This is a genomic window from Bacillus cereus group sp. MG1 (assembly GCF_040460035.1).
Taxonomy (GTDB): Bacteria; Bacillota; Bacilli; order Bacillales; family Bacillaceae_G; genus Bacillus_A; species Bacillus_A cereus.
Genome location: NZ_JARVGY010000001.1, coordinates 4,910,720 through 4,927,747, shown reverse-complemented (window position 1 = coordinate 4,927,747; position 17,028 = coordinate 4,910,720). Strand labels below are relative to the sequence as shown.

Below are 17,028 nucleotides of genomic sequence, written 5' to 3'. Positions count from 1 at the left end.
TAAAATTGAGCTTGGCCGTTCTACTTTTTAATTATATTAAAATAATTTGATTCGACTCTTCTTTAAAGGTTCTGTTTTATCCCTTACCTATTCCCTACTATGATTGTGTAATTTTATTAGAAACTAATAATTTTTCAATGCATTTCGGTAACATATCTAATAGTGTTTCAAATGCGTAGTTTACATCTAGACGTTCTGTCCATTGATGTGCATCTTTTCCTACCGGTCCCATATTTAATACTGGAACATCAAACTCTTCTAATTCCTGAAGCGGAATTGAATAGCCTTTATCCCATAATGGCATATTGTCTACAAGCGAACTCATTGAATCCAGTGGATACTGCAAGCCTACATAGCTTAAATCTGAAATCCCCCCAAAATAATTTTGGTTTTCAAATGTAATTTTATGATTGTAATGTGCATACTTTTCCATTTCTACAACTACCTCTTTTATTAAAGGATTGTTGCGTGAACTCACAGCTGGATAGTACGGCGGAGCGAAGAAAAGTACAATCATCGGTGCCTTTTCTTTACATAAAATCGCTAATTTATCTACTAAATCAATCGTTACCGCACGATCATCTTTATCTCCTCTATTTTTTATAATATTAGATTGAATATGATCTATTTTTTCTCGTCCATGTTGCTCAATTGCATATGTGATAAGCTCTTCATAAGTTAATACATTTACTTTGAGATTAGGTGGTATAAATGGATTATATTTAGAAAAACGATATGCATGTTTTTCATACGACTCTTCTATTTTCTCTGCTACTTTCGTTACTTTTTGACGTAACAATGAAACTACATCTGTCATTGATTTTTCTAATAAAAACAAATTAAATAATGTGACTGCACGATGCGGAATTTGTACAGAATAATCCTCTTTTAAGTCCCTTTGAAGTAAGTTAGTTGGTGGAGGACTCGCTTCCCCTTCTACAATATCACAAAGGTCTGTGTTTAACTCTAGTTCTGCTGTTATTAATGAAGCCATATAACTCCCATTTAACCCTGCAAAAGGTTCACCTACATGTGTCTCTTTTCCGTAGCAAAGAAAACCAGGTAACACTTTACCAATAGAGCCAGTGTAAATATACTTATTTTGGTCACCAGGATGTCTTGAAAACATAGGCTCTGAGTTTAAGACCGTTTTATAATCTAAATTATGCTCTCTTGCTAAATCTAATAGTCTCGGAACAGCGGCCCTCATCCCTACAGAATTCACTTCTTCATCTGGTACAGCCAATAAAAGAACATTCCCATCGAATCTTCCTTCACATGCTTGTTCAATCATTGCCATTTGTAATGCGAGGCCGCATTTCATGTCCATTGTTCCTCTACCAAACAGCCAATCTCCATGTTCTATATCTTCACGTACATGGTCTGGAAGTTCATCTTTATGAGAATAAAACATAGATGTTAACTTTTTAGGATTAAATGCATCTTCTTTCCACACTCCGTAATCTTGTACATCTACAACATCAAAGTGACTTACTAGAATTACAGTATTTTTTGTACTATCACTTTTCTTTACTAGTGCTGTAACAAAATATCGTCCGTCCCCCGTCGGATTTTTTTGCACATGGTGCGGGTTTTCTTTGAAGTACTGTAAATCAGATAATTGCTCCACAACAAAGTCTGGCAATATCACTTCAGCCTCTGTACCTGTAATACTAGGAATTTCAACAAGACTGCTTAATAATTGAATCAATTGTTCTTTTGATTGCCACCTTGACATATAAATCCCCCTATTTTTCCGCATTATGAAAACGAATTCCAGTATATGAATAAAAAATGACGACAGCCATCAAAATTATAGTTCTGATGTACTGCCGATTTTTATTGATATTTCATGAGCTGCTTGTTTTACCTTGCTAATAAGAAAAGATAGTCGATCATCATTAATACGATGACTAATTAACCCAACACTTAATGCTCCTACTACTTTATGATTAAATCCGATAATAGGTGCAGCTACTGAAGCTGTCCCTTCTGTTTTTTCACCATAACTGACAGCATATCCTTCATTTTTTATTTGCTTTATTTGATTAAGAAGAATTTGCTTTTGTTCTGGTAATGAAGAAAGTAAATGTTCTACAATATGTTCCATTTCATTCGTTTTCATATTGGCAAGCATCGTTTTATTTGCGGCACCAATTGAAAGTGGAATTTGTTCCCCTAGATTATCGATAACTCGAATTTTTAAAGGACTATCAATTCTTTCAATGATAATAGAATGTGTTCCGTTTGGAATATTTAAATAGACACTTTCTTCGACTTCAAAGGCCAACCGCTTCATCACTTCTCTTGCAACTGATCTGTAGTCTACCTTCTCCAATTGACGTAACCCTATTTCCATCCACATTGGTCCAATTTTGTACTGTTTTGTCTCTGGTATTTGTGTAACTAACCCATGCTCCATTAGAGAGTTAAGTAATCTATGTACTGTACTAACTGGGAGATGTGTTCCATCAGCTATATCAGAAATAGCCCAATACTCTTTTTCATTTGTAGAATTCAATAATTTAATAATACTTATCGCTCGATCAATGGACTGTACCATAACTCGCCTCAACTTTACTCGTAGTATGTTAGTACGTTTAATTAACTATCAATTTAGCAAACATTCGAAATGAAATCAATATATTTATTCAATTTTCTAACAATAAAAATATATCACTAACAACGAATTGAAAACGCAAACAAAAAAATATTGACTTTTCTTTTTAATTATCTGAAAATTATAACAAGATTTCACATCACGGAATACATTCCATAATACGGAAAAACATCAAACTTTATTCTATCAACTACGAAAGTGAGGAAAACAATGGCGCAAGTAAACAATACAAACAATGAATTAAAACGTACGATGAAAAGTAGACACTTATTCATGATTGCACTCGGTGGTGTGATTGGAACGGGGTTATTTAACGGATCTGGCTTTATAATAAGTCAAGCTGGACCTGGTGGATCCGTACTTGCCTTTATGGCCGGTGGATTATTAATGTATTTCGTTATGCTATGTCTTGGTGAACTCGCTGTAGCCATGCCTGTTTCGGGTTCTTTCCAGGAATATGCCACTAAATTCATCAATCCTGCAACTGGCTTTACAATCGGATGGTTGTATTGGTTAAGCTGGGCGAATACGACCGGTCTTGAATTTACAACTGCCGGTATTACAATGCAGCGCTGGTTTCCTGATATTCCTGTTTGGGCTTGGTGTTTAATATTTGGCGTTACAATCTTTACTATTAACGCATTATCTGCTCGTAGTTATGCAGAAACAGAATTTTGGTTTTCAAGTATAAAAGTATCTGCCATTATAGCTTTTATAATTCTTGGTGGCGCCGCTATGTTCGGCTTTATTGATTTAAAAGGCGACGAACCAGCTCCACTCCTTTCAAATTTCGTAAATCATGGTGGTTTATTTCCGAATGGACTTGCAGCTATTCTATTAACAATGGTTACAGTCAATTATTCCTTCCAAGGTACAGAGCTTGTCGGAATCGCAGCAGGTGAAAGTGAAGATCCAGCAAAAACTTTACCTCGTTCTATTAGAAATATTATATGGCGCACAATGTTTTTCTTCGTCTTAGCAATCTTTGTTCTTGTTGCTTTAATTCCTTGGGAAGAAGCAGGACTCACAAAGAGCCCATTCGTTGCTGTTTTTGATAATATCGGTATTCCATATGCAGCTGATATTATGAACTTTGTTATTCTTACTGCTGTTCTTTCTGTTGCAAACTCAGGACTATACGCTGCTACTCGAATGCTTTGGTCTTTATCAAAAAACGAAATGGCTCCAGCATTTTTAAAGAAATTATCATCACGTGGGATTCCTCTCAACGCTTTAATCATGACAATAGCTATTTCTGCTTTTTCTCTTTTAACAAGCGTCGTAGCTGCTGAAACGGTTTACTTATGGTTAATTTCCATTTCTGGAGTCATAACAATTATTGTTTGGATGTCAATTTGTGTTTCTCAATTCTTTTTCCGCAAACACTATTTAGCTGAAGGTGGGAAATTAGACGACTTGAAGTTCAGAACTCCACTCTATCCCCTTGTACCAATTCTTGGTTTTGGATTGTATGGCATTATATTAGTAAGTCTTATCTTTATCCCAGATCAAAGACTAGGCATTTATTGTACTGTACCATTTATCATCTTTTGCTATACTTACTATCACTTTAAAGTTAAGAAAAGAATTGCAACTAACACTCAAAGTGAAACTAAAATTAGCGAAACTTCGTAATATTGTACGATACAAAAAAGACAACACGTGGCGTTTCACTTCATGTGTTGTCTTTTTTTATTATTTAAATATGAGTTCACCTGAATTTAATGGATTTTTCTCTTCTCCTACAAAAGTAGTAAAATTTTCATTTGAACTTGCTACCTCAGTTGGATTTATCGTATTTCAATTTCGATATAATAATAAATAGGTATATCAGATATAGCTGTACATTATTAGAACTACATTCATTACTCAACTGGTAGTTATCAAGAAAGAAAGGAATGATCATAATGATACAGAACATATACGAAACTCATTTACATGTAAGAAATTTAGAAAAAGCGATAAATTTCTATCAAAACAAGCTAGGATTAACCTTAGCAAGAAAACTCTCCAAAAGAAGAGTGGCTTTCTTTTGGGTCGGAGAAAATAAAAAACAAATGCTTGGACTATGGGAAGTAAATAATATCGAAGACTTTGAGCTGAGACATTTTGCTTTTGGTGTAAATTTAGAGTTTTTAATGACTTCTAAAGCGTGGTTAGAGGAGCGTGGAATAGAAGTGATAGGAAGTCAAGGAAAAGGAAATCAAGAGCCAATTGTCCAAAGGTGGATGCCCGCTGCAAGTGTATACTTTCTAGATTGTGATAGAAATAAATTAGAATTCATTTCTATGTTACATGACAATCCAGATGAATTAGAATATGCATCCTATTTAAGTGTATGGAATGCGGAACACCAAGAAAAATGAATGAAATTTCCGTTCAAGTCTTTTCTAATTTTTTAGATATACTGTTGTACGATCCCCCTTTTGCTATTAATTTTCGTCGGATTTATGAACAGTTATCGTAATGGAAAATTCATGATAACTCCACTTGTTAACATAATGCATTTATTGTTATCTTGTATTTGTACTTACGTACTAGCAATTCCTAATCTGCTTCCATTACAATTTGAAACATTTAATTTTTCTTCTTATCTGGCATCTAATCTTTAAACAAAAACTCCCCTTAAATCGAAAATGATTAAGGGGAATTTTATATACGATGCAATTATAGTTCAGATTTCACCCGAACAGAAACATTATTTTTAATTATAGTTTTGACATCTTTAAAGCTAACAAAATTGTTACTTTTCTCATCCCAAAGACGGAAACGGAGTGAACGCAAGCTTGTAGCAAGCGTAATTGTTGGTACATTTTTTAAAGGAAGGGTATTGTTGTGTGCCTCTTCTAGTTTATAGTTAGGTACTCTTGGACTTAAATGGTGAACATGATGAAATCCAATATTACCCGTTAGAAATTGCAAAATTTTTGGAAGTTTATAAAAAGAACTTCCTTCCACTGCCGCTTTCACATATTCCCATTCTTTATCTTCTTCAAAATAAGAATCCTCGAATGTGTGCTGTACGTAAAACAGCCAAATCCCTATTGAACCTGCTATTAAAAATATAGAACCATGTACTAAAAGAAACGATTGCCATCCAATTGCCCAGCAAAGCATTCCTACAATAGCAACGATTAAAATATTCGTTAAATAAGTGTTCATACGTTCTTTTTTTCTAGCACCTTTTCGGTTAAATCTATTTTTAAGCAAGAAAACATAAATCGGGCCTAACCCAAACATAACGAATGGATTGCGATATAAACGATATGCTAAACGGAGTCTAAATGGTGCTGCTACATATCCATCTACTGTAAGCGTCCAAATATCCCCTGTACCCCTCTTATCCAAATTACCACTCGTAGCGTGGTGAATAGAATGCTCATGCCCCCACTGATCAAATGGGAATAATGTTAAAACACCCATACACGTTCCAACTATTCTATTTGCACGTCGACTTTTAAAGAATGAATAATGGGTACAATCATGAAAAATAATGAAAATCCTTGTCATAAATCCAGCGGCTAACAGTGCTGGAACTAATGTTAACCAATAAGAAACTGACAAACTTTTATAAGCAAGGTACCATAAAATAATAAATGGCACGATTGTGTTGATCAGTTGCCAAACACTTTTTTTAATCATTGATTTTTCAAAAGGAGCAACTTGTTTTTTAAATTTTTAGTATTTTCTAAGGTCATTGTTCTAATTCCTTTCCTTTTTGTTGCTAATTCATATTATAGCACACTATTAGTAGCAGGTGTTAAAAGTAGCTATAATAAATATTTTATACTATGAAAATCTCTTTTTTCTTACTCATTACTTACAAATTTCTTACGTCCAAAATAGCTTCTATAATTGGACAGACGGAGCATTTTATGTATCAAAGAAACTTCATATTTTTCCAATAAGTACATAAAAAACAGCGAGTTTTTTCACAAGAAGAAAAAAGCTGCAATCAGTCAGTTTCACCGACTTATCGCAGCTTCTCTTCTTTTTACCTTATTTTATCGATGAAGCCAAACTGCACCTGCAGACTTGTCTTCAGCTTGGCCTACCACTTCAAACTTCAGTCCTAGCTTCGGTAACTTACGTCCTGCATCAGGAATAACGCTGTTGATGTATTGCTTAGAATCATCAAATTTTGCCACTCCTGGTAATCCTTTATAATCAAAGATACCGCGTGTTGGTGAATTTACTTTCCATGCTGGTGTTTGATCAAATGAGAATGCCGCATCGGCAATTTGATAACGCGTACTGCTCTTCACAGTAGGTTGTCCGTTTAATGTCCCTACAATTGCCTCTGGATGAGAATCTACTACTCCTAAGAACCCTTCACCTGGATGAACGCCTACCCAGTTATCTGTAAAGCTTTGATCCGCATACCATACAACCATTCCTGTATTAAATACTGGGCCACGTGCATATTGTAACGCAGTGTCAGAACCAGCGTAATTTCTCCACTCTACATAGTAATTATGTTTTTTCTGTTCAAATCCGTTAGACACAGTAAAGCCTTTTAACGTCATTGCAGGCTGACCTTCTGCATCATCAGAGAAAACAACTTTTCCATCTACAGTTAAGGCTGCATTATCTAACGCAAATCCTTTATAAGCTACTGCAATATCTGTTAAGTACTCAAATTGCAGTTTTACTTTTTTTCCTTTGAATTGGCTTAAATCGTATGATTTATCAACCCACTTACCATCAGTTGTATCCGCGCCGCCTTTTATATCTTTTTCGCCCATTCTATCAATGCGTGTCTTCGTTCCATCTTCTGCAATCGCATATACGTCAAGGAAATCATACTTCGCTTCAAGTTCGTAAAATGCCTTATAATCGAACTTAGCATCCTTTGCATTTGTTAAGTCAAATACTGGTGTCTCAAGTGTTGTATGAATGTCATTTCCTTTTGTACTGTAATAGAACTTCTTACCAAACGCTGATTCGATATTTTTTATATCTTTGTCCGGCAAGTTAACACGAACAATTCCAGGTCGTTTAGATTTTGTAGTACTTTGATCTACATATGTTGCAACACCGATTCCTTTGCTAAGTTTGTCATAATCTACTTCAAGAATATTCGCCCAGTTCCCCTTCATATTCTTTTGGAAAAACTCTTTATTTTGTGGCGAGAAACTCGTTGGCTCTGTTCCTGCAATTTTTCCAGCCCAGCTACCACCACTCATAATAGACCATGACTCAACAGGTTCACCTTGTCCTGAGTACTTTGTATCATATTCATCTGGTAAGCCTAAATCATGGCCATACTCATGTGCAAACACACCAACTGCTCCGTCTTCAGGCTCGATTGTATAATCATATGCAGCCATCTTTCCGCCCCAGTTCGAAACAGAAGATTTCGTGCCATCAATTGCATATGGTTTTGAACCTAATTTTGAACGATGTGACCAAATCGCATCATCTTTCAATTTACCGCCGCCAGCTTCTTGACCAACACCAGCATGTACAACCATTAAATGATCAATAATGCCGTCTGGCTCGTTTTTATTTCCATTACCATTTTGATCGTACTGATCATATTGATCAAAGTCTGCTAAATTTATCCCTTTTGCTACCGCTGCTTTTAATGCTTCTTTCACAAGATCTTTTGGTCCTAAAGGTCCCTTGTTATCATGACCAGTACCCGCATCAGCACCATAATCTGATGCTTTTCCTGGAACAGTAAGCCATTCTGTTACAGTCCCATCAACTGTATAGCTACCACCAGATTGTTCTTCATAATATTGCTTAAATGTGTTAATCTTCGATCCATCAAATAAAGTAAATGGTTCATCACCAAATAACATTTTTTGATAATGTTCACGATTAAAGTCCTTAGAATACATGTATCCTGGCTCTTGATCAATATTGTTATGTTTAAAATCGCTAAATTCTACAAGTAAAACAAGTACTTTATCTTTTCGAACAGCTCCATTGTATTCTTCTTGCTTCGCTGATGTAGTAGGTACTTTTCCATTTAATTTCCCAGGGTTCAATGCTGCACCTTGTCCAGCTACTGGGCCTACTTCAGGCTGCTGCGCCTGTTCATTTTCCCTCATTTTTGCATCTTTTACTTTTTTCATAAAGTCAGAGGCTTCTTGCGTAAGACTATCTCCTGTTAAGATTTCTTTCCCAGGGTTTTCCCCTTTCTTTTTCTCAACATATTTTTCGACAGCCTTTGAAGTCTCAGCTTGTGATGCAGATTGATCAATTACCCCCCGTTGTTTTAGCGCTTCAGCCAAACGCTCCTCCGGTATTAAGTGCTCATCTATTGGTAGAGATGATGTTGGTGTCTCAGCATACGCTGCGTGACCTCCAAAAGCAAACGTACTACTTAGTACTGCTGCTGTTGTTAATACCGCTAATGGTTTTAATTTCTTTTTCTTTTTCAATGTATTTCCTCCCCAGTGTCTGCAAATTATCGTTTTTTGCCGATAACAACATAATATTCGTTATAATACGAATATTCAATATTTTTCAACAAATAAAATGTTGAGAAATATTTTTTTATGCAGGGTGAAATACATAAGATATAAAAACAAACAGACTCTCCTATAAATAACAGTGAACTTTTATATGTTCTTAGTTACAATCAAAACCCAGTAAATCTGGGATTCATGCTTTTTTAATAAAAATAAGAATTAAATATTTTCTATACTATTTAATCTATGGATTACCATATTACTCACTATTCTCATTATTACAAGCTAATAGTGGTTCGTACATCATTATAGCGTGATTCTCTGTTACATATTGATCTTCTATTAACTGTTTCTGTTGATTATATACTTTACGTTGAATCACATTATGTCGTATATAACCGCCCCAGTATGCAGGTTGAATTGAGTGTTCTTTCTCATACACTTCATATTGATAAAGTTGCGGATAGACTGTTCTCCATTCACCAACTAAATGTTCATCTGTCATATAAAGGTGAAGTTGATACGGTTGGTCCGTTTCATTTTTAATTTGTAAATCCAAATAGTTATAGGAACAAGTCGCCCCACTCCCAAACGGTTGAGTGCGCCTAGAGTCAGGAAAGACATCAAAGCTATGACGATATCGTTCTGTTACTGTCAGTGGTGTATGTAAAGTCATCCAATATATTAAATTCGAAAGCTGACAAAGACCTCCTCCAATACCTGTTTGAAAAGATCCGTAATGTAATACCATACCTTCTACATACCCTTTTTTCCTCGTTGGCTTACCTATTAAACGCCAGTAAGAAAATGTTTCTCCCGGTCTAATGACGATACCATTTAGTTTTTTAACAGCAATTTTCAAATTAACAACCTTATTCTGTTGATACCACATATCTACATCTTTGAGCTTACGAAGTAATATCGTTCGGTGCTGAATTGCTGTACAAGGTAGCTTTTCTTGTTGAAACCTTTTTGCATATGTTTTTCCGTCTGCTAACCACTGAATGTACCTCTTTGTAGAGTAATACCACTTCCCTAGCATAATGCGATACTTAGACCGCTGTTTAGGACGTAAGTGCACTATATTCATTTTATTCCCTCTCTCTTTCTTCAACTAAATTCTAATATATTTCTAATTCAATAAATTACAGTTTTCTTAGCTGCATAATAATTTCCGCAAAAAAATAATAAATTTACTCTAGTGGAGATTTTATTTTGATGATTGCTTTATAATTATATAAAACTGAGCTTCAATACAATAAATTGAAATAAACATATTATAAATATAACGGATAACCTTAAATAAAAAATAATGAACATTAAAGAAATTCTAAAGTATTAATATATTTTTCGTAAATATTAATTGATAACACATTAGACTTTACTATATGTATAACTTCTTATTCTACAAAACGAAATTTTTTAATGTAAGAAAAAAATATAATTTCCCTTTAACATTTATACAAGTCTCATATGGAAAACTTTACAAAACAATTCGAACACTTATATTTAGAATAAACACAAAAAATTGCCACCAGTTAGCTTAACTGGTTGGCAATTTTTTAACGAGAATGCTTTACAAATAGTTGAATTGCTTCTTCTGGTACATAGCACTTTCCATTACTCTCTACAATAATACTTCTTAATTCATACCCTTTACCATTGATACGAATTATATTTTTGTTACCAAATAATTGTGCTTCTACTTTATTATGTTTTACTACGAGTAACGGGTTTGCTCCTTCGGTTTTGTTGGCTGTTACAGTTGCACCGATTTTCTTAAAGGCTTGTTCACTCTCTAAAAATATTTTATTCGTTACTTCTTCTAAGTTAAAGCCCATCGCTTTCGCCATCGTCTTCGCAATGTCTGTATTTTGGATTAAGCCTTCTGGTTTTTGAGGTCCATAAGAATGTAAGAATACATCCTCACCTGTATGTCCTCCTGTCGTAAAGCCGATATTTGCACGATTAGCCAATAATGTAGTAAGAATTCGTCCTACATCCATTTTCTTTTTTGCCACTTTTAATTTTTCTTTTTCATCATGAGTTAGATTATCCAAACCGTATAGTTTAGCTACATCTTCTACATTTGATAAATCAGATTTCAGTTTATTTATAGTTCCTTCAAGTGTCATTTTCGCCTTTTTCAATGGATCAATGTATGCAGAAACCGGTGTAGTATTGTATCCTTTTGTCGTATTCCTATTCCCTATAGAGATGCCGCTGTTACCATGATCAGTTAAAGCGATGAGCATCGTATCCCCATCTTTCTTCGCAAATTGTAACGCCTTTGCTACCGCTTCATCAAATGCCAATACATCACTAATCATCCCAATTGGATCATTAGCATGAGCTGCCCAATCAGGCTTACTACCTTCTACGAATAAAAAGAAGCCATCTTTATCTTTTGATAATGTTTGAATTGCTTTTTCTGTCATTTGAGAAAGTGTTGGTTGTTCTGGATTTGTTGCTATACGATCCATATCAAACGCAAGAGCATGATGTGAGAAAGAGCCCCAAATTTTATTAGATTTGGAGTTCAATAACGCATCTTTCGTTTCAACAAAGTCGTATCCTTTGTTTTGAATCACCTTTACTAAATCTTCACCATCTTTTCGGATCCCATTACTTTTTATAGGTAGCAGTGCCGCTTTTCCCCCACCTAATACAACATCTATATTTTGATACACTTGTTGCTTCGCAATTACGTCAAAATGTTTGCGATTGACATGGTGAGCGGAGAATCCGGCCGGAGTAGCATGCTGAATTTCAGATGTAGCAACAATGCCAGTTGCACGACCAGTACGTTTTGCGCCTTCTAATACGTTTGCGACCGGCCGTAACTTGTCTTCTTCTTTTATTGGCTGTAAGCTAGGCGAACTTACAATAGAAGGTAATACACCTACATATCCTGAATTCGATTTATTTCCAGTTGCTAAAGCTGTTGCTGCTGGCGCCGAGTCTGTAATAGCTGATTCCGCCGAAAACGTACGAACACCTCCTGTTACAATTTGATCTAACGTAAGCGGTGCCCCTTTATACCAGCGAGCCAATGTTGTCGCCGTTGAACTCGTTCCGTCCATAACCATCATAATTATATTTTTAGGCTGGTGTTCTACTTTTTTCACCTTAGCTTTGGCCGAATGATAATTCATCATACTTTCCGTACTTAATACGCTTACTATTATAGCTCCCACTAATAGTAACTTTTTCATCTTCACACCATAATTCAACATGATTGTTCCTCCATAAACTTTGCATTCATTTCAATACACCTTATTTCCTTTTCCATACCAAAACCTACATATGTTTTATTAGTTCCCAATTCTCATAAAGCTAACAATAGTTACTTTCTCTTTCTTTAATTAAATATCGATATGTATCATTTATCTTATAAAAAAGATTTAACATCCTTTTCATTAATTACTTGTTTAACAATAAATCCTCGATTAAAAGAAATAAAAATTTATTGTTAAACAATAAATTTCATGTTAAATTAATAAGATATTAAATAAATGAGGTGCTTTTTATGAAACAAGGATCCACACTCTTTTTAAAGACCGTTGTAATTCTGATCGGAATCCCCGTTCTTGCTATGTGCATTTTTTTAGTCCCTAAAATAGGAAATTTCGCCGCAGAATTATATCCAGATATTGCATATATTAAATATCTTGTATTTATCAATTTATACGCAACAGCAATACCTTATTACTTCGCACTGTACCAAACATTTAAGCTTTTAAACTATATTGATAAAAATAACGCATTCTCAGAGCTATCTGTTCAAGCTTTAAAAAATATTAAGTACAGCGCATTGGCAATTAGTGTATTATATGTATTAGGTATGCTACTTTTCTATCTCGTGGCAGAGAGAGATGACGCCCCTGGCATTATTATTATCGGGATGATTATGATTTTTGCTTCAATGGTAATCGCGGTCTTTGCTGCCGTTCTCCAAAGACTATTAAAAGATGCTATAGATATAAAATCAGAAAATGATTTAACGGTCTGAGGTGAATAATATGGCAATTATTATTAATATTGATGTAATGTTAGCAAAAAGAAAAATGAGTGTAACAGAACTTTCGGAGAAGGTTGGAATTACAATGGCTAACCTTTCTATCTTGAAAAATGGAAAAGCAAAAGCAGTCCGTTTTTCAACTTTAGAAGCAATATGTAAAGCATTAGAATGCCAACCGGGGGATATTTTAGAATATCAACCTGAAGATACCGAGTAAAAAGAGTCCTTCATACGAGAAGGACTCTTTTTATTACACATTACGGCGCAAAACTAATTTGGCCAGTAAACAATAGGATAATTGCTATGATCCAAAATATAAAAAATGATGAGGACAGTATTAATGAAAGAATAGCAATTCCCTTCTTCTCTGTTCTTTTCGTCATTGTGATTATTGAAAGCATGATACCTACACCTGTAAGGGCAATTGTAATATAATCCCCAACTATATTACCTGCATTGGCTATCCTTGTTGGCGTTATAAAAACGAATAGAAAACACAGAATGCCGATGAGTAAAGATACATAGCTTATTATACTGTACTTCTTTTTAGGAACTATTTCAGTTTTCATACTAACCCCACCCCTTCTATATAGCTATGAGTGCATATTAACATGAATAACCATAATTTAGTTAAAATAAACTGGCCACTTCCTTAATAAAGATGGACGATTATCCTTTAATCTCTAGTAATTATTATATACAGAAAATAAAGTGAAACTTTAATCAGTGGAGGTTTTGTTCACCCTCCACTGATTATTAGTTGAAGCAATCAGGCTGCCCGTTATTACGGAATAAAATGAAAGAGTTCTAAAAAATAAAGACTGTACCTTTAAAATAAAAGATTCAGTCTTTATTAATAACTTTTTTTATAAAGAAAACTCTCTATCACTCACTATCTTAAAAAACTCCGAGTAATGTGATAAAGAATAATCCGCTACATCACAATTACCTTGAAACATACATGTTGAAATACCTAATTCTTTTGCAGGTAATAAATCTAATTCTCTATCTCCAATAGCTAAATCAATATTATGCTTTTTATGTAAATGATTATAAGCTAAAGAGTTGGGCTTTCGGGGAAAGCCATCGTCAATTGTAACCATATCTACAAAGTATTTTTCCCAGCCGTAATATTTTAAAATGTCCATAACTCCTGCCCTATGTTTATGGGTCATAATCACATTTTTATCTGCAAATTTCAAAACCTCTTCGACACCTGCAAAAGGTTTCATATCTTTTGGCGTGAATTTTCCCTTCAAAACTTTAATCTTTTCTTCCTGCTCGCATGAAATATTATAATACTGAATTGCATGAGAGTATGATATTTTTAAGTTTTTGTATATTTCTTGTTTTTCTACTGAGTCACCTAATATTTCAGAAAGCATTATTGTATATGCAGGATACGTATCAAATAACGTCCCATCAAAATCCCATAAAATATTCATTCTATTCACCTTCTATTTTCAAATCATTGGATGACTAAATCCGCCCTATCCCTCGGCAATTCCGTTTCTAAGTAATAATCCTCTGCTTTCCAATACCTATTTTCAAACTTTGAAAGGTTCTTCTGTGTCTCCTCACTCTCACGTAGAAACCTTGTCTCTCTTGGACAGTCCAAATAGACCATATAATGAAAGAAATCTCTCCATTCTTTTCGCTGCAGAAAAACTCCTTCAATAACAATTACGCCTACAATAGGAATCTGTACTTTTTCCATTTCACATATATCTGTTTCTTCGTGAAAGAAAGGTAATTTCAATTTTGTTTCATGTTGTAGCTTTTGAAAAAATTTCTGCCTTAACCATTCAATGTCCCATTGTAAATAATAATACTCGTACCATTCTTCATATCCAGTATGATATCGTTTATTACGCTCCACTATATGATCATCAATATGGAAAATATGAAACGGAATGCCTTCTTGTTTCATATTTTCTTTTAAATTGGCTACAAATGTTGTTTTTCCAGATCGACTTAAACCATCTATACCTAAAATGAATCTATTTTCCCTATGCTTCTTCATAATCGTTATAAGTTCGTTTGTACTCATTACTTCTTCCACTCTTCTTTTAATAAAGAATATAAAATAGTATCATGAGCAACTCCATTTTGAATCATATGTTTTCGAAGTAATCCTTCTTCTTGAAATCCTGCTTTACTTAATAATTTTTGAGAAGCTTTATTTTCTACATATACAACAGCAGCAACTCTAATAAGTTGCAATGTTTCAAACCCGTAAGTTAAAATTGCCTGTAACGCTTCCGATGCATATCCTTGTCCCCAATATGTATCGTCTAATTCATAACCAATTTCAGCTCGTTTATGATGATTATTAATTAAATGAAATCCGCACGTTCCGATTAATTGGCCCGTCCCTTTTTTCTCGATTCCCCAGCGAAATACACTGCCCTCTTCATAACGATTTTTAAACGTTTGAATCGTTGTTTTCGCTTGCTCGATATTTTCGAAAGAATCCATTCCGAAATAACGTATAACAGATTCTTTTGAAAAATAACGGAACATTGTTTCTGCATCTAACAGTGTTAGTTCTCTTAATTGTAAACGTTCTGTTTCTAGTCTCGGAAACCCCATCTCTTTTTCTCCTTTTATTCTAATGAACTGCAAATTTCAATATAATTCCCATCTGGATCGGCAATGTAGGCAATTGTTTGTCCCCACGGTTTCACAATTGGCTCCACTAAAATTTTAATACCTTGCTCTCTAAATTGCTCAATCGTTTCTTGTACATTCTCAACAACGAATCCTAATTCGAAATGAGAAGACTGTAATTCACCTTCTGTAAGCGGTAGTCCTGTTAATTCTTTCACATCTTGCCGCGTATTCATCGCTAAAATGGTAGTTCCAGTATTAAATTCAATATATGTTCCGTGCTCTGCTTTTATAGGTAACTGTAAAATATCTTTATAGAACCTTAAACATGCCTCAAACTTTTCTACATATAAAATGATGTACTTCATTTTTAAATTCATTTTACATCCCCCTTTATATCCATCCCTAAAATTTCGACAAATGTCTCATAAAAACCTTGTTTCTTATAGTAACGAGCACAAAAAAATGAGGCCGATTTCTCGGCCCCCCAGCTTATTGGCATAAAACAGGAGATTTGGTTTGGACATAACCAGTTCGTACTTTTATTATATTTTATTTTTTCTGAATTTTAAATACATTAAACACCTATTTATATTGAGAAAGTTTTTTGCTTGCATAAAATTAAAGATTTTAAGAAATGATACAAATGGAGGTGTATACATATGGAACCAATGCTATGTCCAAGTTGTAAAACAAACCGTACCCGCTTTAATATTCTTGAGCAACAAGTAAAACCAGTCAAATTAAATCCACAAACTGGTCAAGTAGAAGAAGAATACACAAATGAAACGATGAATGCTTTTCATATGGCCTATCAAGGACCTACTTATCGCGTCCAATGCGCTGTATGTGGGCTTGTTGAAAACCCAGAACAATTTATTAAACCTGCTCAAAATCAGTCTTTCTAATAAAAACATGATTATCCCTTATAGAAATAGATTTTTCTATAAGGGATTTTTTCGTTTAATAAGTTAATTAAAAATGGATTTCTTCCTTATTATATGTTAAACTTCGCACTCTTTTGGGAATGTTTACATAAGCGAGGTAAAACAAATAATAAAAAAATAACGCTTCCATCAATATTTCTACTATTAACTTGTCATATAGTCATCTTTTACTTTTGGATCTTCGATTGGGAGAAAATAACGACTCCTTACGGTCTAACAATATGGTTTGTTTCTACTATTTATAGTCTTTTACTTTACTACCATTTTAAAAATTAAAAATCTATTAAATTAATATTAATTGCTAGTTCGTTATTATTGATTATTTCTTCTTCATTTATGATTTTTTTAGGTGTTGTTACTGGTATTATGGTATATTATCTTTGTAACTGTTAGTTCTATGAATTAAAA

At 34.1% G+C, this 17,028-nt stretch carries 15 protein-coding genes and 2 pseudogenes; 6 read left to right on the top strand and 11 right to left on the bottom strand.

The genetic code is table 11. From position 1 onward, the window contains the following. Window positions 1-97: 97 nt before the first annotated feature. Together QCI79_RS25685 and QCI79_RS25680 are read right to left on the bottom strand one after the other, a co-directional pair. Window positions 98-1,762 carry a M20/M25/M40 family metallo-hydrolase gene (locus QCI79_RS25685; RefSeq protein WP_113623474.1) on the bottom strand — a complete coding sequence of 555 codons (1,665 nt, stop codon included), beginning with the start codon at window positions 1,760-1,762 and terminating at the stop codon, window positions 98-100. Between the two features lie 51 nt (window positions 1,763-1,813). Further along, the gene (locus QCI79_RS25680) at window positions 1,814-2,563 is read right to left on the bottom strand and encodes an IclR family transcriptional regulator (protein WP_000250746.1); all 750 of its coding nucleotides are present in this window, start codon (window positions 2,561-2,563) and stop codon (window positions 1,814-1,816) included. A 267-nt stretch (window positions 2,564-2,830) separates the two neighbouring features. Between QCI79_RS25680 and QCI79_RS25675 the strand changes: the two genes are divergently transcribed. Further along, on the top strand, window positions 2,831-4,255 hold the full coding sequence (locus QCI79_RS25675) for an amino acid permease (RefSeq protein WP_000079962.1): 1,425 nt from the start codon (window positions 2,831-2,833) through the stop codon (window positions 4,253-4,255). Between the two features lie 272 nt (window positions 4,256-4,527). Next, a complete protein-coding gene (locus QCI79_RS25670) occupies window positions 4,528-4,986 on the top strand; it encodes a VOC family protein (protein ID WP_000615639.1) in 459 nt (152 codons plus the stop codon). Window positions 4,987-5,287: 301 nt separating this feature from the next. On the opposite strand, the pseudogene desA reads toward QCI79_RS25670, so the two are convergent. The 4 genes and pseudogenes from desA to QCI79_RS25650 form a co-directional block, all read right to left on the bottom strand. After that, window positions 5,288-6,318 (bottom strand): annotated as a pseudogene (desA, locus tag QCI79_RS25665) (Delta(5) desaturase DesA). Window positions 6,319-6,624: 306 nt separating this feature from the next. Beyond that, on the bottom strand, window positions 6,625-9,012 hold the full coding sequence (locus tag QCI79_RS25660; RefSeq protein ID WP_000727451.1) for an immune inhibitor A domain-containing protein: 2,388 nt from the start codon (window positions 9,010-9,012) through the stop codon (window positions 6,625-6,627). Window positions 9,013-9,301: 289 nt separating this feature from the next. Then, on the bottom strand, window positions 9,302-10,132 hold the full coding sequence (locus QCI79_RS25655; RefSeq protein ID WP_001028242.1) for a VanW family protein: 831 nt from the start codon (window positions 10,130-10,132) through the stop codon (window positions 9,302-9,304). A gap of 472 nt (window positions 10,133-10,604) precedes the next feature. After that, window positions 10,605-12,278 carry an alkaline phosphatase gene (locus QCI79_RS25650; protein WP_000935931.1) on the bottom strand — a complete coding sequence of 558 codons (1,674 nt, stop codon included), beginning with the start codon at window positions 12,276-12,278 and terminating at the stop codon, window positions 10,605-10,607. Window positions 12,279-12,571: 293 nt separating this feature from the next. Between QCI79_RS25650 and QCI79_RS25645 the strand changes: the two genes are divergently transcribed. Both QCI79_RS25645 and QCI79_RS25640 read left to right on the top strand, forming a co-directional pair. Beyond that, a complete protein-coding gene (locus QCI79_RS25645) occupies window positions 12,572-13,054 on the top strand; it encodes a DUF2975 domain-containing protein (protein ID WP_000809117.1) in 483 nt (160 codons plus the stop codon). Window positions 13,055-13,064: 10 nt separating this feature from the next. Beyond that, entirely contained in the window at window positions 13,065-13,280 is a 216-nt protein-coding gene (locus QCI79_RS25640) for a helix-turn-helix domain-containing protein (RefSeq protein WP_000974619.1), read from the top strand. 40 nt (window positions 13,281-13,320) lie between these two features. On the opposite strand, the gene QCI79_RS25635 is transcribed toward QCI79_RS25640, so the two are convergent. From QCI79_RS25635 to QCI79_RS25615, 5 genes are all read right to left on the bottom strand, one after another. Further along, entirely contained in the window at window positions 13,321-13,632 is a 312-nt protein-coding gene (locus QCI79_RS25635; RefSeq protein WP_000845560.1) for a hypothetical protein, read from the bottom strand. Between the two features lie 297 nt (window positions 13,633-13,929). Continuing rightward, on the bottom strand, window positions 13,930-14,508 hold the full coding sequence (locus QCI79_RS25630) for an HAD-IA family hydrolase (protein ID WP_001024220.1): 579 nt from the start codon (window positions 14,506-14,508) through the stop codon (window positions 13,930-13,932). 23 nt (window positions 14,509-14,531) lie between these two features. After that, window positions 14,532-15,113 carry a kinase gene (locus QCI79_RS25625; RefSeq protein WP_000106112.1) on the bottom strand — a complete coding sequence of 194 codons (582 nt, stop codon included), beginning with the start codon at window positions 15,111-15,113 and terminating at the stop codon, window positions 14,532-14,534. Beyond that, on the bottom strand, window positions 15,113-15,655 hold the full coding sequence (locus QCI79_RS25620; protein WP_000506714.1) for a GNAT family N-acetyltransferase: 543 nt from the start codon (window positions 15,653-15,655) through the stop codon (window positions 15,113-15,115). Before QCI79_RS25620 ends, QCI79_RS25625 begins: the two co-directional genes overlap by 1 nt. Before the next feature lie 14 nt (window positions 15,656-15,669). Then, the gene (locus tag QCI79_RS25615) at window positions 15,670-16,053 is read right to left on the bottom strand and encodes a VOC family protein (RefSeq protein ID WP_001049847.1); all 384 of its coding nucleotides are present in this window, start codon (window positions 16,051-16,053) and stop codon (window positions 15,670-15,672) included. A gap of 282 nt (window positions 16,054-16,335) precedes the next feature. Between QCI79_RS25615 and QCI79_RS25610 the strand changes: the two genes are divergently transcribed. Both QCI79_RS25610 and QCI79_RS25605 read left to right on the top strand, forming a co-directional pair. Beyond that, on the top strand, window positions 16,336-16,581 hold the full coding sequence (locus QCI79_RS25610) for a hypothetical protein (RefSeq protein ID WP_000433609.1): 246 nt from the start codon (window positions 16,336-16,338) through the stop codon (window positions 16,579-16,581). A 93-nt stretch (window positions 16,582-16,674) separates the two neighbouring features. After that, a pseudogene (locus QCI79_RS25605) lies at window positions 16,675-17,026 on the top strand (hypothetical protein). The last annotated feature ends 2 nt before the right edge of the window (window positions 17,027-17,028 follow it).

Excerpts from the sequence above, each read along its gene's own strand:
- QCI79_RS25670 (WP_000615639.1), top strand. The coding sequence starts at position 4,528 with ATGATACAGAACATATACGAAACTCATTTACATGTAAGAAATTTAGAA.
- QCI79_RS25625 (WP_000106112.1), bottom strand. The coding sequence starts at position 15,113 with ATGAGTACAAACGAACTTATAACGATTATGAAGAAGCATAGGGAAAAT.
- QCI79_RS25680 (WP_000250746.1), bottom strand. The coding sequence starts at position 2,563 with ATGGTACAGTCCATTGATCGAGCGATAAGTATTATTAAATTATTGAAT.
- QCI79_RS25615 (WP_001049847.1), bottom strand. The coding sequence starts at position 16,053 with ATGAATTTAAAAATGAAGTACATCATTTTATATGTAGAAAAGTTTGAG.
- QCI79_RS25630 (WP_001024220.1), bottom strand. The coding sequence starts at position 14,508 with ATGAATATTTTATGGGATTTTGATGGGACGTTATTTGATACGTATCCT.
- QCI79_RS25650 (WP_000935931.1), bottom strand. The coding sequence starts at position 12,278 with ATGTTGAATTATGGTGTGAAGATGAAAAAGTTACTATTAGTGGGAGCT.
- QCI79_RS25635 (WP_000845560.1), bottom strand. The coding sequence starts at position 13,632 with ATGAAAACTGAAATAGTTCCTAAAAAGAAGTACAGTATAATAAGCTAT.
- QCI79_RS25645 (WP_000809117.1), top strand. The coding sequence starts at position 12,572 with ATGAAACAAGGATCCACACTCTTTTTAAAGACCGTTGTAATTCTGATC.
- QCI79_RS25685 (WP_113623474.1), bottom strand. The coding sequence starts at position 1,762 with ATGCGGAAAAATAGGGGGATTTATATGTCAAGGTGGCAATCAAAAGAA.
- QCI79_RS25675 (WP_000079962.1), top strand. The coding sequence starts at position 2,831 with ATGGCGCAAGTAAACAATACAAACAATGAATTAAAACGTACGATGAAA.
- QCI79_RS25620 (WP_000506714.1), bottom strand. The coding sequence starts at position 15,655 with ATGGGGTTTCCGAGACTAGAAACAGAACGTTTACAATTAAGAGAACTA.
- QCI79_RS25655 (WP_001028242.1), bottom strand. The coding sequence starts at position 10,132 with ATGAATATAGTGCACTTACGTCCTAAACAGCGGTCTAAGTATCGCATT.
- QCI79_RS25610 (WP_000433609.1), top strand. The coding sequence starts at position 16,336 with ATGGAACCAATGCTATGTCCAAGTTGTAAAACAAACCGTACCCGCTTT.
- QCI79_RS25640 (WP_000974619.1), top strand. The coding sequence starts at position 13,065 with ATGGCAATTATTATTAATATTGATGTAATGTTAGCAAAAAGAAAAATG.